The organism is Pseudoalteromonas sp. S4492, assembly GCF_005886115.1.
Lineage (GTDB): Bacteria > Pseudomonadota > Gammaproteobacteria > Enterobacterales > Alteromonadaceae > Pseudoalteromonas > Pseudoalteromonas gelatinilytica.
This window is the reverse complement of record NZ_PNCP01000007.1, coordinates 1-15,378: the sequence shown is the minus strand read 5'-3', so window position 1 is coordinate 15,378 and position 15,378 is coordinate 1. Positions and strand designations below refer to the sequence as shown.

At 42.4% G+C, this 15,378-nt stretch carries 10 protein-coding genes; 5 read left to right on the top strand and 5 right to left on the bottom strand.

What is annotated here, in order from left to right; genetic code table 11:
• Nucleotides 1-9: 9 nt before the first annotated feature.
• The 4 genes from CWC28_RS03075 to CWC28_RS03060 all read right to left on the bottom strand — a co-directional run bounded on the left by CWC28_RS03075 (nt 10) and on the right by CWC28_RS03060 (nt 5,568).
• Entirely contained in the window at nt 10-3,663 is a 3,654-nt protein-coding gene (locus CWC28_RS03075) for an SbcC/MukB-like Walker B domain-containing protein (RefSeq protein ID WP_138624719.1), read from the bottom strand.
• Nucleotides 3,660-4,892 carry an exonuclease SbcCD subunit D C-terminal domain-containing protein gene (locus tag CWC28_RS03070; RefSeq protein WP_138624718.1) on the bottom strand — a complete coding sequence of 411 codons (1,233 nt, stop codon included), beginning with the start codon at nt 4,890-4,892 and terminating at the stop codon, nt 3,660-3,662. The genes CWC28_RS03075 and CWC28_RS03070 overlap by 4 nt, the downstream gene beginning before the upstream one ends.
• A gap of 69 nt (nt 4,893-4,961) precedes the next feature.
• Nucleotides 4,962-5,198, bottom strand: a complete 237-nt coding sequence (locus CWC28_RS03065) for a hypothetical protein (protein WP_054553375.1) — start codon at nt 5,196-5,198, stop codon at nt 4,962-4,964.
• Nucleotides 5,199-5,331: 133 nt separating this feature from the next.
• Nucleotides 5,332-5,568: a hypothetical protein gene (locus CWC28_RS03060; RefSeq protein ID WP_063703853.1), complete on the bottom strand. Its 237-nt coding sequence runs from the start codon at nt 5,566-5,568 to the stop codon at nt 5,332-5,334.
• Between the two features lie 271 nt (nt 5,569-5,839).
• Here CWC28_RS03060 and CWC28_RS03055 point away from each other — a divergent pair, with 271 nt between their 5' ends.
• From CWC28_RS03055 to CWC28_RS03040, 4 genes are all read left to right on the top strand, one after another.
• Nucleotides 5,840-8,278: a M1 family metallopeptidase gene (locus CWC28_RS03055; RefSeq protein ID WP_063703856.1), complete on the top strand. Its 2,439-nt coding sequence runs from the start codon at nt 5,840-5,842 to the stop codon at nt 8,276-8,278.
• Nucleotides 8,278-8,781 (top strand): DUF6702 family protein, encoded by a 504-nt coding sequence (locus CWC28_RS03050; RefSeq protein ID WP_063703858.1) that lies wholly within the window; start codon nt 8,278-8,280, stop codon nt 8,779-8,781. Before CWC28_RS03055 ends, CWC28_RS03050 begins: the two co-directional genes overlap by 1 nt.
• A 124-nt stretch (nt 8,782-8,905) precedes the next feature.
• Entirely contained in the window at nt 8,906-9,523 is a 618-nt protein-coding gene (locus CWC28_RS03045) for an HAD family hydrolase (RefSeq protein ID WP_063703861.1), read from the top strand.
• A gap of 132 nt (nt 9,524-9,655) precedes the next feature.
• Nucleotides 9,656-10,381, top strand: a complete 726-nt coding sequence (locus tag CWC28_RS03040) for a YebC/PmpR family DNA-binding transcriptional regulator (protein ID WP_063703863.1) — start codon at nt 9,656-9,658, stop codon at nt 10,379-10,381.
• Between the two features lie 200 nt (nt 10,382-10,581).
• Here the strand turns inward: CWC28_RS03040 and CWC28_RS03035 are convergent, their stop codons facing one another.
• A complete protein-coding gene (locus CWC28_RS03035; RefSeq protein WP_063703866.1) occupies nt 10,582-12,756 on the bottom strand; it encodes a malate synthase G in 2,175 nt (724 codons plus the stop codon).
• A gap of 230 nt (nt 12,757-12,986) precedes the next feature.
• Between CWC28_RS03035 and CWC28_RS03030 the strand changes: the two genes are divergently transcribed.
• Nucleotides 12,987-14,588, top strand: a complete 1,602-nt coding sequence (locus CWC28_RS03030) for an isocitrate lyase (protein ID WP_105180592.1) — start codon at nt 12,987-12,989, stop codon at nt 14,586-14,588.
• Nucleotides 14,589-15,378 lie beyond the last annotated feature (790 nt).

Below are 15,378 nucleotides of genomic sequence, written 5' to 3'. Positions count from 1 at the left end.
GCTAATCCTTTAAATAACTGAGATGGTCGAATAACCACCTGGTTTTTTCGCTACATGCACTTGCGTGGCAACGCGTTCGGTCATTTCTGATACGTGAGAAATAACTCCTACTTTGCGGCCTTGTGCTTGTAGAGAATCAAGAGCATCCATCGCGATGCTTAACGTTTCACTGTCCAACGTACCAAACCCTTCGTCGATAAACAAAGAGTTTATTTGCACTTTATTCGACGACAACGAGGCAAGCCCTAGCGCCAGTGCTAACGACACTAAAAATGACTCACCGCCAGATAATGTATTAACAGAGCGCTGCTCATCGGCCATGTCTTTATCGATAATAGCGATATCGAGCGTTTGCCCTATGGCTGTTAATTTATAGCGTTTATTTAGTGTCTGTAAGTGACTATTCGCGTAGTGCAGCAGTATTTTTAAGGTTTGCGTTTGCGCTAAATTACGCATGGTTTTGCCGCTGGCATCCCCGAGCACCTTATTGAGTAAATGCCAGTGCTCATAGCTTTTTTGCTGCTCAACTAATAGCTTTTGTTTATCTTCAAGTGCTTGGCTATTTTGTTGATGGGTTTTAAGCTCCGTTGCAACTTGCAATAATGCGTTATTTGTTTGCACTTGTTGCTCTGTGGCTCGATTAAGCTGTGTTCGCAGCTCATCTTCACCGAGAGCTGGCTTATCTTTTTGATGCTGAGCCAAAGCCTGCTGTCGTTGTTTTAAAAGAGCCTCAGCATCTTTTAAACTACTCTCGGCGGTGTGGTAATCTGCCAGAGTTTGTTTGATTTCAGCGGGGTTTATCGTTAATAGCTGACTAACGGCTTGCTCATCTAAGCTTGGGTGCTGCGCTTTAAAATCGTTAAACCACAGACTAAAGCGCTCATTAAGTGCCGATTGTTCAGCGGTGAGCTCTTTTTCACGCTCGTCAATATTGGCGATTTGAATGGCTTGTTCGTCACGCGCCTTCACCGCATTATTATGGGTTGTCTGGGCAAGTTGTAGTGCTTGCTGCGCTGAATCTATCGCCTTTTCAAGCTCAGCAATAAACTCATCTACCGAAATCGCTGCGTTACTCAATAAGCCCTCGCGCTTTGATTGTATCTGCGTTAATTCGTTTTGAGTTTGGCTTAGTTGCTCGTTGTACTGAGTTAAAGAGGTATGTGCTTCGTTAAGCTGTGGCGTTACATGCGCAAGATGCTGCTCAATGGCTTTTAAGTTCGTTTTAAGTTCATCCGCCGTTTGCAGCGAAGCTTGATAAGCCTCAACGTGCTCAGCAATGTTCTCTAAAGAAGTGTTTTGTGTATTGAGTGCCTGCCACCAAGGTGCACTGGTGAACTGTTGATTCAGTGTCGTATAAAGCTGCTGATGCTCATCATTGAGCTCATTTAAACGTGTTTGCTGATTATTCAGCTGTTGCTGTAATTCGTTTAACTGCTGCTCTTTGCTATGTAGCGCTTGCCCTTGCTGATTATACTCAGCTTGCTTAGCCGAAAGCGTGTTTTGCAGCTGTTGTTGTTGTTCAAGGGTTTTGTAGTACTGCTGTTTTTGCAAGCTTAGCTGTTGCTGACGCTCGTTTAACTGATCTTCGGTTAAATCATTTAGCTCAGTACGATTAGCTGCCATGGTTTCTTTGAGGCTCTGCTGTTGAGCGCTCAGTTCTGAGATTTGCCCAGTTAACGAGCTTATCTGTTGGCTGCATGCCGCCAGCTCATTACTTTTAGCTTGCTGTAATGCTTGCTGAGCTTTTAAGTGCTGTTTGGCGTTAGTTAATTGGTTGGTAAAGTCGTTAATAAGTTGACTAAATTGCTCGTTAACCATTTCTTCATGCATAAAGGGGTGCTCTTTTGAGCCACAAACCGCGCACGGCTCCCCTGCTTTTAAAGTGGCACGTAACTGGCTGACCCCTTCACTGGCTCTTAACTGCACTTGCTGTAAGTTTTGCTCACAAAACGAAACCTGCTGCTGTGCTTGCTCTGCCCCTTGCTGCGCATCTTTTAATGCTGTTTGTAGTTGCTGCTCAGTTTGGCTTAATGTGTTTAGCTGGGTTTGCCAATTTTTTAACTGCTGATGATTAGTTTGCCATACTTGGCGCTTTTCAATCAGGTGTTTAATCGCCTCAAGCCCCGCATCAATATCCGCCATTGATTGGGTGTTTAAACTCGATTTAAAGGCAGTATCTTGCTTATTTAGGCGCTTAATTTCTTGCTCAAGGGCTTGGTATTGAGTTTTACACTGCTGCGCAGCTGCTTGCTGCTCATCAATCTTAGGCTGAAGAGACTTTACGTTTTGCTGTGATTTGCTAATTGTGTGCTGTTGCTGGCTAAAGCGGCTTAACTCACTTTTATAGAATGACCAATCTTTCGCTAATGGTTGCCATTGTGCGTGTGTTTCTAAATAGCCATTGATTTGCGCTTGTTGCTCTAGCTGTTTTTGCTGCTCGGCTTTATGGCTATTTAGTGTATTAGTCAGCTCTTGATGATGGTGTTTCGCTTTACCAGCTTGTACTTTTTGCGCCGCTGCTTGCTGGTTTAATACGGCAAGTTGCTTATCTAACTCACGGGCTTGGTTAATAATAGGTTGCGCGTCTTTTTGTGCTTGCTTTGCTTGGTTTAGTTGCGCGGTTTGCTTTTCAAGCGTTTGCTCAGCGTCTTTGATTAGTGTTTTATGGTCAACGTTTAAAAGCTGCTCACGGTTTTTGATAAGTTGCCCATGTTGAGCAGTAATCGTAGTGACGCGTTCACGGTTATCTTTTATTTCTAGGCATTGCTGAGCTTGTTTCGCTTCAGTGGCTTTTTCAGCAAGCGCGTGCATTTGCTGCTGTAACTCTTGCTTTGCTTGCTCAGCTTGGTTCAGCTGTTGCTGCTGCTGAGATGCTTGCTTGTACCACGCTTGGTACTGTTCAAATTGTTTTATTTGTTTTTGTAAGTCAGCAAGTTTAGCCTCAAGCGCTTTTTGTTCTGTTTGTTTCGTTTCGACCTGTTCAGGACTTAAAACCTGATAGTTACTTAAACTTAACTTTAACTGCTCTAATGCTTGCAGCTGTTCACGATGGCGTTCAAAAATTCGCTGACCAATACGGCTAAATTTATCGGTGCCTGTTAAACACTCAAGTAATTGCGCACGCTCATCTCCGGTTGCTTTTAAAAACGCAGCAAATTCATGTTGCGCAAGCAGCACAGCGCGTGAGAACTGCTCAAAGCTTAAACCGATAATACGCTCGATTTCTTTCCCTGCCGCGCTTCGATCGGCGATTAGGGTTTCATCAGGTAATGAATACAGGCTATGTTGTGCGGGTTGTAATTTTCCGTCAGCGCGATTTCGCGCTCGGCTAAAGCTTAACCTTGCTCGGTACTGTTGTTTATCTTGGCCAACAAAGTCGACTTCAGCAAAGCCCTGCCCTGCTCCGCGGCGTAATAAATTACGCGAGTCATTGAGTTTGATATTGTCGCCGTTAAAGTCAATTTTATTGCCAGTATCGCCGCGTAATCTTGCTGTTTTGTTATAAAGCGCTAAGCAAATGGCATCGAGTAATGTGCTTTTACCCGCGCCGGTATCACCGGTGATGGCAAACAACCCTGCTTCTTTTAAAGGCGAAGCGCTAAAGTCGACTTCGGCGTCTAAGATAGAGGCGAGTTGATGAACACGAATCGCTAAAATTTTCATAGTAGGTCCTCTGCATTCAATTCATCGATCACTTGGCTTAGTATACCTTCTAGCTCTTTTGGCACCGCCTGCCCTGCCATATCTTTATTGTTTGCAAATGCTTGCTCTAAAAGTGAGTGTGGGTTTAGCGCTTCAATTTGCGAGACATCTTCAAATAGGGTTTGTTCATCGTCTTGCTGGCTGCTCTGCTGACGCACCCTTTCAATACCACAAAACTTAACCTGCTTACCTTCAAGGGCTTGTTCTATTTGCTCTCTGAAAGTGGTGTCAGTGTCATGGGCGCTCAATTTAACCCGCAGGTATGGCGCTAAATCTTCATCTGTTAAATCGAGCTGTTTTATAAGCTCACAGAGTTCGTTCAGTGGTACGCAGTCTTTTTCTGGTAGCAACATAACTTTACAAAAGCTAGGAATGTAAAGGGGGTTTACAGAAGTACCTGAGTCACTAAGCTCGACTAGCACAACTTGATGCTGATAGCGTCTTTCAGAAAATGACATCGGCATTGGCGTGCCACTGTAGCGAATGGTCTCTTTCTTCGCGACGGTTTGAGCCTTATGAAGATGCCCTAGCGCGACATAATCAGGTTGATCAGTAAATATGCTTGCCGATATCGCATCTTCACCACCAATAACTAAGTTACGTTCAGAATCAGATGAGATGTCTCCGCCTTTTGCATGCAGGTGGCCCATAGCAATTAATGGCGCGTTAGGTAATTCGTTTGCTGCTTGTAATGCATCTTTGTAAGCAAGGGCAACGGCTTGGTTGTAACTTAACGGTTGCTCTTGTTGGCGGTTATAGCTGCTTAAATCGCTGCTACGTAAAAATGGCATGGCAACAACATTCGCATCGCCGTTTTTTGTGCTGATTGGCAGTACCACTTCATGAGGAGCATTGCTATCAAAGCGGCCAACAACATAGGTATCAAACTGAGCCAATAAAGGCTTTGCCGCCATAATACGATTTGCTGAATCATGGTTGCCAGCAATAATCACTATGTGTAAGTCAGGGCAATGCTGCTTAGTGGTTTTAATAAATTGGTAGAGTTGGTTTTCTGCGCTGGCAGGAGGTGTTGCCGTATGATAAATGTCACCCGCAACCAGTAGTAAGTCAATCTTCTCTGACACAAGCGTATCGGTTAACCAAGCTAGAAATGCTTGATGCTCATCGAATCGGGAATGCTCGTAGAATTGTTGGCCTAAATGCCAATCAGATGTATGAAGGACTTTCATTAAACGCTCTTATTATTTATTAAGAGCGTCAATATACCTAAGCTGAGCCAAGATGCCCAGCCTGGTTTGTTAACTTAAGCTATACCAAGCAAAAACCACCATTGGCAAAGCTAACAATGCCATTATCATAGGTACTTTAAGCGCTTTAGTTTGCTTAGCTTGTAAAATCTTAAGGGCATTTGTTTCATTACATGCCGCTACTTTGTCGATATAAAAATACCCTGAATCTAGGTACTGTTTACAATTTTGTTCGTCCGCTGGAATTGCAATTAGTTCTTGTTGTTTTTTTAGGATATAGAAATCCATACGCTCACCGAATTCTATGCTGATTACCAAACATTTTGGGGTTTAAATTCATGCTTCGCAGACCCCAAAATCAAAAAAGTGGGCGATTTTAAATACAAATGGCAGTAAATTTCAATAGCAAATGTCGCAAAATTTAATTTATTGCAAAAATAATGGCAATTAAGGATAAAATTACCAGTGTAGTCGGGTAAATTAGCCATTTTTTAGACCCATTTACACCAGGAGATGTACGAGATAATGCATCTGACTCATCGCAGGCTGCAATGACCTCGACAAATTCAAATCCGCGTTCTTTGTACTCGTTTAGAATTGATTCTTGAGCAGGAATGGCTGCTAAACGAGAGTCTTTTTTTACAATATAAAACTTCATCTAATCACCCTTTCATCATTAACTAGAATTTAAGCAGAGTATCTACTTATTAACTGTAATACTTTGGGATGAATTAGTGCTGAACTAAAATTAACCAGTGTTTTGTAAACCCCCTTTACAGGACTTTATTTAAGGCGAATTCACTGAAAAAAATTGGCTCGCTTAGATGTGCTGAATACTACCTGAAAAATCCCGCACTTTATCGTTATTTTATTGCAACTTTGTTAGCAGTTTGCGATGGTACGCTGGCAAATTAATTACAGGATTAACAATGAAAAAAGCAGTTCTTAAGTTGAGTGCTTTGGTATTGCCTTTAGCAGTATCTTCAGCTGTCATGGCGTCATCTGTTGAGCAAACTAAAGGCTCATTCGTTGACAAGTTCCGTCAGCTAGATGAAGCACTTCCAACTCCAAACGTATATCGTAGTGCAGCCGGTGAGCCCGCTGAACATTACTGGCAACAGCAAGTAAACTACGACATTGATGCAAAGCTTGATGAAAAGAAACGCCGCTTAACAGCAAGCCAAACTATCGAATACAAAAATAACTCGCCGCACACGTTAAAGTATCTTTGGTTACAACTAGACCAAAATATCTTTAAATCTGACTCAATTGCTGAAATGACATCTACTTTCAATGGTAAAACATTGCAAGGTGACCCTCAGCCTAAAGAAACTAAATTGAGCTTAGGTCAGTTACGTCGTCAGCAATTCATGGCCGACAACGAGCTGGGATATCAAATCGCCAATGTTAAAGACGAAGACGGAAAAGAGCTTAAAGTTACTGTCGTCGATACCTTAATGCGTATTGACCTTAACAAGCCACTTAAACCGGGTAAAGACGTTGAGTTCAGCATGGACTTCGCCTTTAACATTGTTGAAGAAGATGCCGTTGGTGCACGTTCAGGTTATGAACACTTTGAAGAAGATGGCAACGATATCTTCTTATTAGCACAGTGGTTCCCTCGTCTTGCTGCATACACAGATTATGAAGCATGGACGAACAAAGCCTTCTTAGGCAGTGGTGAGTTTACGCTTGAATTTGGTAACTATGATGTTGAGTTAACCGTACCTGCTGACCACATCGTATCGGCAACGGGTAAACTTGATAACCCAAGCAGCGTTCTGACGAGCACACAGCGTAAGCGCCTTGAGCAAGCTGAAGATGCTAAACGTCCTGTTTTCATCGTGACTGAAGAAGAAGCGTTAGAAAACGAGAAAGAAGGCACAGACAAAACAAAAACATGGCACTTTAAAGCTGAAAACGTACGTGACTTTGCGTGGGCGTCTTCACGTAAATTTATGTGGGATGCAAAAGGCTATCATCAAGGTGGTAAAGATCAGCCGTTAGTAATGGCGATGTCTTTCTACCCGAAAGAAGGTGGCGACCTTTGGAAGAAATATTCTACCGAAGCTGTTGTTCATACAATGCAAGTGTATTCGCGCTTCTCGTTTGACTACCCTTACCCTGTGGCCCAGTCTGTAAATGGCCCTGTAGGTGGTATGGAATACCCAATGATCACCTTCAATGGTCCGCGTACTGACCTACAAGACGATGGTACTCGAACTTATTCTCAAGCAGAAAAACGCTTCTTAATCGGCGTTGTTATCCACGAAGTAGGTCACATTTACTTCCCTATGGTGGTTAACTCTGATGAACGTCAATGGACGTGGATGGATGAAGGTCTAAACAGCTTCTTAGATGGTGTTGCTGGTCGTGAATGGGACCACACAATTCCTTGGGGTGTTGAGCCTCGCGATGTTGTTGATTACATGAAGTCTGAAAACCAAGTGCCAGTTATGACACAGTCAGACAGCGTATTACGTTTAGGTCCGAATGCTTATACTAAGCCAGCTGCTGCACTTAACATTTTACGTGAAGTGATCCTTGGCCGTGAATTATTCGACTTTGCATTCAAAGAATATGCACAGCGTTGGAAGTATAAACGCCCTACTCCTGCAGATTTCTTCCGTACTATGGAAGAAGCGTCAGGTGTTGACCTAGATTGGTTCTGGCGTGGTTGGTTCTACACCACAGATCACGTTGATATCTCGCTAGACAAGGTTTACCAACTGCGTTTAGATACTAAAAACCCTGATATCGACTTTAATCGTTTACGTGATATCGAAGCTGACAAGCCAATGCCGTTATTCGTAAAACGTAATAAAGAAGAAGGTAAAAAACTGTGGGTTGAAGAAAACCCAGATGTAACTGACTTCTATGACGAAAACGACCGCTTTACGGTAACTAATAAAGAGCGCAACGCGTATAACAAATTCCTTAAAGGTTTAGAGCCTTGGGAGCGTAAAACGTTTGAGCGTGCAATTAAAGAAGATAAAAACTACTACGTACTTGAGTTCTCAAACTTAGGTGGCTTAGTCATGCCTATCTTACTTGAGCTTACTTATGAAGATGGTACGAAAGAAGAGCAGTACATTCCTGCTGAAATCTGGCGTCGTAATCACAAGCATGTACAAAAGCTCATTGTTACAGAAAAAGGTAAAAACTTGGTGTCTGTAACAGTCGATCCACGCTGGGAAACAGCGGATGTTGATGTCGAAAACAACAATTACCCGCGTCGTATTATTCCATCGCGTATCGAAGTGTACAAACGTGAGAAGAGTAAAGCGAAAGTCAGCCGCGATATCATGCAAGATATTAAAACTGAACTGAAAAATGACGACGATAAAGATGCCCAGGAGCAAAAATAATGCGCTTTGCAGCGATTATTTTTGCTTTGTTACTGAGTGCGCCAACCATGGCGCACCAGTTAAAAGCATCTGTGACAACGGTGCTGTTTAATAAACGCACCAACAACATAGAGCTGATGCATCGTTTTTATTTACACGATACAGAGCACGCCGTCGACCATTTGTTTGACGGCAACGCTGATATCTTAAGTAATAAAGAAGACCAAAAGCGTTTTGCTGATTATGTTGAGTCACATATTGCTCTACAAACTTTAGATGGCAAGCCTCTTGAGTTGAAAGAAGTCGGTGCACAAGTTGATGGTAAATTCTTTTGGGTTTATCAAGAAGTCACGATCCCTGAGGGAATTCATGGCATTCGGATGAGCAACGGAGCACTACGCGACCTTTGGCCAACACAAGTGAATATGGTTAATATTGAAGGTAAAGGTAAGGTAAAAACACTGACCTTTAGCCAAGATGATACCTGGCTTGAAGCTAGATTTGAGTCGGTAAATCCAGAGTAATACCAATCCAAAAGGATTAAAAAAGTCGCTTTTTTAATCCTTTGATCCTTTAATTAACCCATTTCGTAAACTATCTTATTAATGGGCATCAACATTTTCCCAATTCTCATATACAGGGATTTATATGACTATCCATGACAACAATATTCGTGGCGTAATCTTTGACTTAGATGGTACTTTGGTTTCATCGGAGTTAGATTTTTCACTCATCAAAGCGCAGGTCGGCTGTCCTCTTGACAGCGATTTACTGGCGCATATTGCTTCGTTACCTTCGCCTTACATGCGCGAAGAAGCGATGAATATCGTTCATCAGCATGAGCTAATTGATGCACAGCACGCTCATTTATTGCCAGGCGTTGCAGAGGCGATTACCAGACTGAAAGAAAATAACATTCCGATGGCGATTGTTACTCGCAACTACGACCGTGCAGCAGCAATTAAATTAAAAAATAACCCCTTACCAATAGAAACTGTACTGACTCGCTCTGATGCGCCAGCTAAGCCTGATCCAAGTGCCCTGAATGCAATTGCAACATTATGGGAACTTGACCAATCAGAGTTACTTTATGTCGGCGATTACCTATTTGATATTCAGGCTGCGCATAATGCCAATATGCGAGCTTGCTTATATGCACCAGATCAAATTCCTGAATATGCGAATCAAGCTGATTATGTGTTGCACCATTTTTCAGAACTGCCTACTTTAGTTGGCTCTTTTCAAGAAAATAAGGCGTTATGTTAAATAGCTTTGTTTTTTATTTTTCCTGAGATTTATTGTTAGTTTTTTATTTTTCAAAATGTCCTAGTACTAGCCCAAGCGGTCATGAGTTGCTAAAATATCGGCAATTATCAAATGTATTCATAGAGGCATAAGATGGGCAGAGCATTTGAAGTCCGCAAAAACGCCATGGCTAAAACAGCCAATGCAAAAACTAAAGTAAATTCTAAGTACGGTAAAGAAATCTACGTTGTTGCTAAAAATGGCGAACCAGATCCAGAAGTAAACCAAGCGCTAAAGCGTATTATTGAGCGTGCGAAAAGAGACCAAGTTCCAGCACACGTAATCGACAATGCGATTAAAAAAGCGGCCGGTGGAGCAGGGGAAGATTATTCTCCAGCACGTTACGAAGGCTACGGCCCAGGTAACTGTATGGTTATTGTTGACTGTTTAACTGATAACCCTAACCGTACTATCAAAGATGTACGTTTACCGTTTACTAAAACAGATTCAAAAATTGGTACACCGGGTTGTGTAGCGCATATGTTCGACCACTTAGCTGTTTTAGGTTTTGCTGGCGAAGACGACGAAGTGGTACTAGAAGCGCTAATGATGGCTGATGTAGACGTAACAGATGTAGAAGTAGAAGACGGCAAAGTGTCAGTATTCGCTCCTCACACAGAGTACTACAAAGCAAAAACAGCCCTTGAAGAAGCATTTGAAGGTATTAACTTTGAAGTAGACGAAATCACGTTTGTTCCACAAGTTCATACAGACATCACTGATCCAGATGATATCGCAAACTTTGAAAAGTTTATTTCTATGCTTGATGACTGTGATGACGTGCAAAATGTTTATCACAATGCGATTGTCAAAAACTAATTTTTAAAAAATTAGTACATATTAGTACGTAAAAAGGGGCATTTGGTAACAAATGCCCCTTTTTTAATAGATTTTTATTATGTCATGAATGGTGAGTATTCACTGTCGTTATGAGTTCAATTGATATTAGTCAAAAAAAAGCAGCCCTTAGGCTGCTATGAACGACACATGAAACTCGAAGGGGAGTTCAAACCGAGTGGCTAATTAAGCGATTTATACTTTATACGGAACGCATGCAATAATGGTTCAGTATAGCCACTAGGTTGTTTAGCTCCCTCTAATACAAGGGCTAATGCAGCTTGATAAGCAACACTTTGTGCTAAAGTTTCGGCTGAATCAGCCATATTTTTGTAAGCCGGATCACCTTCATTTTGTCCATCAACAACTTTCGCCATGCGTGCCATGGTTTTTCTAATTTGCTCTTCAGAGCAAACGCCATGATACAGCCAATTGGCCATGTGTTGGCTTGAAATACGCAGTGTGGCGCGGTCTTCCATTAAACCGACATGGTTAATGTCTGGTACTTTTGAGCAGCCAATACCTTGGTCAATCCAACGCACAACATAACCTAAAATACCCTGTGCGTTGTTATCAAGTTCGGCTTGAATATCTTCTTTGCTTAAGCTGCTGGCATCTTTCATAAGCGGTGGAGTGAGTAAGCTGGTAAGGCTTGCTTCTTTACGGTCCATAAGCGCTTTTTGGCAAGCAAATACATCAATATCGTGATAATGCATTGCATGCAGCGTTGCAGCAGTAGGAGAGGGCACCCATGCGGTATTTGCACCACTTTTCGGGTGACCACTTTTTTGTTCCATCATTAACGCCATTTTATCTGGCATTGGCCACATACCTTTACCAATTTGTGCTTTACCACTGAGGCCTGTAGCTAAGCCAATATCAACGTTGCGGTCTTCGTATGCGCTGATCCAAGGCTCAAGTTTAATAGCGCCTTTTGGCAATACCACACCTGCTTGCATTGAAGTATGAATTTCGTCACCAGTACGGTCTAAGAAACCGGTATTGATGAATACAACACGGTTTTTAGCCTCGAAAATACAGGCTTTTAAGTTAGCTGAAGTGCGGCGTTCTTCATCCATAATACCCATTTTAATGGTGTTTGCAGGCAAGCCTAGCAGCTGCTCAACGCGGGTAAATAGGGTATTAGTGAATGCCACTTCTTCTGGGCCATGCATTTTGGGCTTAACAATATTAATGCTATTGGCCGTTGAATTTTTAAGGCTGCCTGTGCCTTTTAAGTCATGAAGTGCTGCGGTGCTAGTGATAATGGCGTCCATAATGCCTTCAAACACGTCATTGCCTTCACTATCTTGGATTGCAGGGTTAGTCATTAAGTGGCCAACATTACGCACAAACATCATGCTGCGGCCTTTTAGTGTGATTGTTTCGCCATTTACACCTTGATATTGGCGATCTTCTGCTAAACGACGCTCAATGGTTTTACCTTCTTTGTTAAATGCTTCTACAAGGTTTCCTTGCATTAAACCAAGCCAGTTTTGATAGACGTTTACTTTGTCTTCGGCATCAACGGCAGCAACGGAATCTTCACAGTCCATAATCGTTGTCAGGGCTGCTTCTAGTAGTACATCTTTAAGACCTGCTTTATCTGCTTGGCCTATTGGGTGGTGATGGTCTATTTGCAGCTCAATATGTAAGCCATTATTTTTCAATAAGATAGCGCTTGGATTTTGCGCTTCACCTTGGTAACCAATCAGTTGTTCAGGGTCTGCTAGGCGAACCTGACTACTATCTCGTAATGTGATTAAAAGCTCATTATTAACCACTGCATAGCTGGTGCTTTCGATGTGTGAGCCATTTGCTAAAGGCAGGGCTTTATCAAGGAACTGGCGAGCATAAGCCATAACTTTAAAGCCACGCACAGGGTTGTACGTCGAGCCTTTCTCAGCGCCGTCATCATCGCTTAATACGTCTGTGCCGTATAGCGCATCATACAGTGAGCCCCAGCGAGCATTTGCTGCATTTAAGGCAAAGCGAGCATTGCTTACTGGCACCACGAGCTGCGGCCCTGCAGTGCTTGCGATTTCAGGCTCTACTTGCTCTGTTTCTATACTGAAGCTAGCGGGTTCAGGAACGAGGTAGCCAATCTCTTCAAGGAATGCTTGATAGTTAGTTGCATCCCATACCGGCTGCTGCTTGTGATAGTCATCAATCTTAGCTTGTAGTTGTTCGCGTTTTTCTAAAAGTGCACGATTGATTGGCGTTAGTTCATTGACGATATCAGCAAAACCTTGCCAAAAGGTGTCTGTGCTAATGCCTGTTCCAGGTAAAAGTTGCTGTTCAACAAACTGTGCAAGTTGTTGATCAACGCTTAAACCGTTAAGTGAGAGAGTGGTCATAATAATGTCCTTTAAACGAGCTTAATTTGATCATTCATGGTTCAACCATATCGTAAAAAAGGCTAATAAGCAGGCTATTTACCATTCACTAAAAATATAGTGGCAATAACAACTATAAATTTACTAAATCCAAAAAATCCGCCTAATGTTGAATTAAGCGCTACGAAGCAAACGCCAAGTAGCCACTCTCACTAACAAAAAATAGATAACCCGTTCGAAGGATTTTTATTATGACAACATATCAACGCGAAACAGATAACCTAGCTACTTTATGTCAAACACAAGGCAAAACGTGGCAGTCAATCAACCCAGAATACGCAAGCCGTATGCGCTTACAAAACCGTTTTCGTACGGGTCTAGACATTGCTCAATACACTGCAGACATTATGCGTGCAGACATGGCAGCTTACGATGCTGACCACAGCCAATACACACAATCATTAGGTTGTTGGCATGGTTTCACTGCACAGCAAATGATGATGGCAATTAAACGTCATAACAAAACAACCAAACGCAGCTATGTATACCTAAGTGGCTGGATGGTTGCGGCACTTCGCTCTGAGTTTGGTCCATTACCTGACCAAAGTATGCATGAAAAAACATCTGTTCCAGCGCTAATCGAAGAAATCTACACTTTCTTAAAGCAAGCTGATGCACGTGAACTTGACCACCTTTACAAAGACCTAGACGAAGCGAAAGCAAACGGCGGTGATGTTCAAGCAGTACTAAATAAAATCGATAACTTCGAAAGCCATGTTGTGCCAATTATTGCTGATATCGATGCGGGTTTCGGTAACGAAGAAGCAACTTACCTACTGGCTAAAAAGATGATTGAAGCAGGTGCATGTGCTATCCAAATCGAGAACCAAGTATCTGACGCAAAACAATGTGGTCACCAAGCTGGTAAAGTAACTGTACCGCATGAAGATTTCCTAGCAAAAATTAACGCTGTTCGTTACGCATTCTTAGAGCTTGGTATTGATAACGGTATTATCGTTGCTCGTACTGACTCATTAGGTGCAAGCCTAACTCAAAAAGTGCCTGTATCTAAAACACCTGGCGACCTTGCTAGCCAATACACGTCGTTCCTTGAAACAACACCAGTAAACAGTGTGGATGACTTAAACGAAGGCGACACAGCAATGAAGCTGAATGGTCAGCTGTGCAAACCAACACGTTTAGATAATGGTTTATACCAGTTCCGTGAAGGCACAGAGAAAGACCGCGTAGTTCTAGACTGTGTAACTAGCTTACAATCAGGTGCAGACTTACTGTGGATTGAAACAGAAAAACCAAACGTTAAACAAATCGCTGAGCTTGTTAACCGCGTTAAAGAGCAAGTACCCAATGCTAAGCTGGTATACAACAACTCACCGTCATTCAACTGGACACTTAAATTCCGTCAGCAAGTATTTGCTGAGTGGCAAGAGCAAGGTAAAGACCTATCAGCTTACCCAAGCATCGATGACAATAAGGCATTAATGGCGCCAGAAATGGATGACACAGAGCTTGCAGCGGCAGCAGACGTACTTGTACAAAACTTCCAAAGAGATGGTGCACGTGAAGCGGGTATCTTCCACCACCTAATCACGCTACCAACTTACCATACAGCGGCCCTAAGCACTGATATTCTATCAGAAGGCTATTTCGGCGACCTAGGCATGCTAGCGTATGTTCGCGACGTACAACGTCAAGAAATCCGCCGTGAGCAAGCATCAGTGAAACACCAAGACCTAGCAGGTTCAAACATTGGTGATACTCATAAAGAGTACTTCTCTGGTGAAAATGCGCTTAAAGCCGGTGGTGAAGCAAATACCATGAACCAGTTCTAACCAAGTTGTAATTTCCTTTATAGCTATTCAATAATGTTGTTAGGGGCCTTCGGGCCCTTTTTCATTTGTAGCCATCAGCTTTCAGCCGTCAGCCATCAGACTCGTTTCACACCTATTTGTAGCAGCGGGTTTACCCCGCGTCATCAGGCGCTAGGCTCTAGATTCTAGGACGTGATGTATAATCTGCTACCTCGTATCTCGTATCTCACTTCTCGTATTTCGCATCTCGCACCTTGTATCTCGCACCTCGCATCTCGCATCTCGCGTCTCGCATCTCGGATCACTCTTTAACCAAGTCTTGGATCAGCCATTTACTAGCTTTATAAAAATACAGATCACACATTTACCAGCCTAAGAATTTTAGATCAGGATTTAACTACCTCTGCCTTATAAGCCTTAATTTGGGGCTTATTGCCCGATTACAGCCTCTAGAATGGTTAAAATTGGCTCATATAAACGGCAATTTAATGCTGTTTTGTAGAATCTAGCGATTTATAAACCGATTTTTTATTAACTCACTCAAGCCATAAACCGATTTTTTACCAACTCAACACCCTTACAAACCAAAATTTTACTAACTGAAGCTAGGTTTTTAGCGGCACAAACCGATTTTTTACTAACTCAAGTTACTGATTTTGGCTATAAACCGATTTTTTACTAACTGCTTTTGGATTAATGTCCGATATTTGAAAAGTGTATGTAAGGAGTTACTCACATTTTGACTGTAAAGGGGGTTTACAGGGGAGGAGTTAGCGAGAGTAAAGTTAGCGAGGGGAAAGTTAGAAAGGGG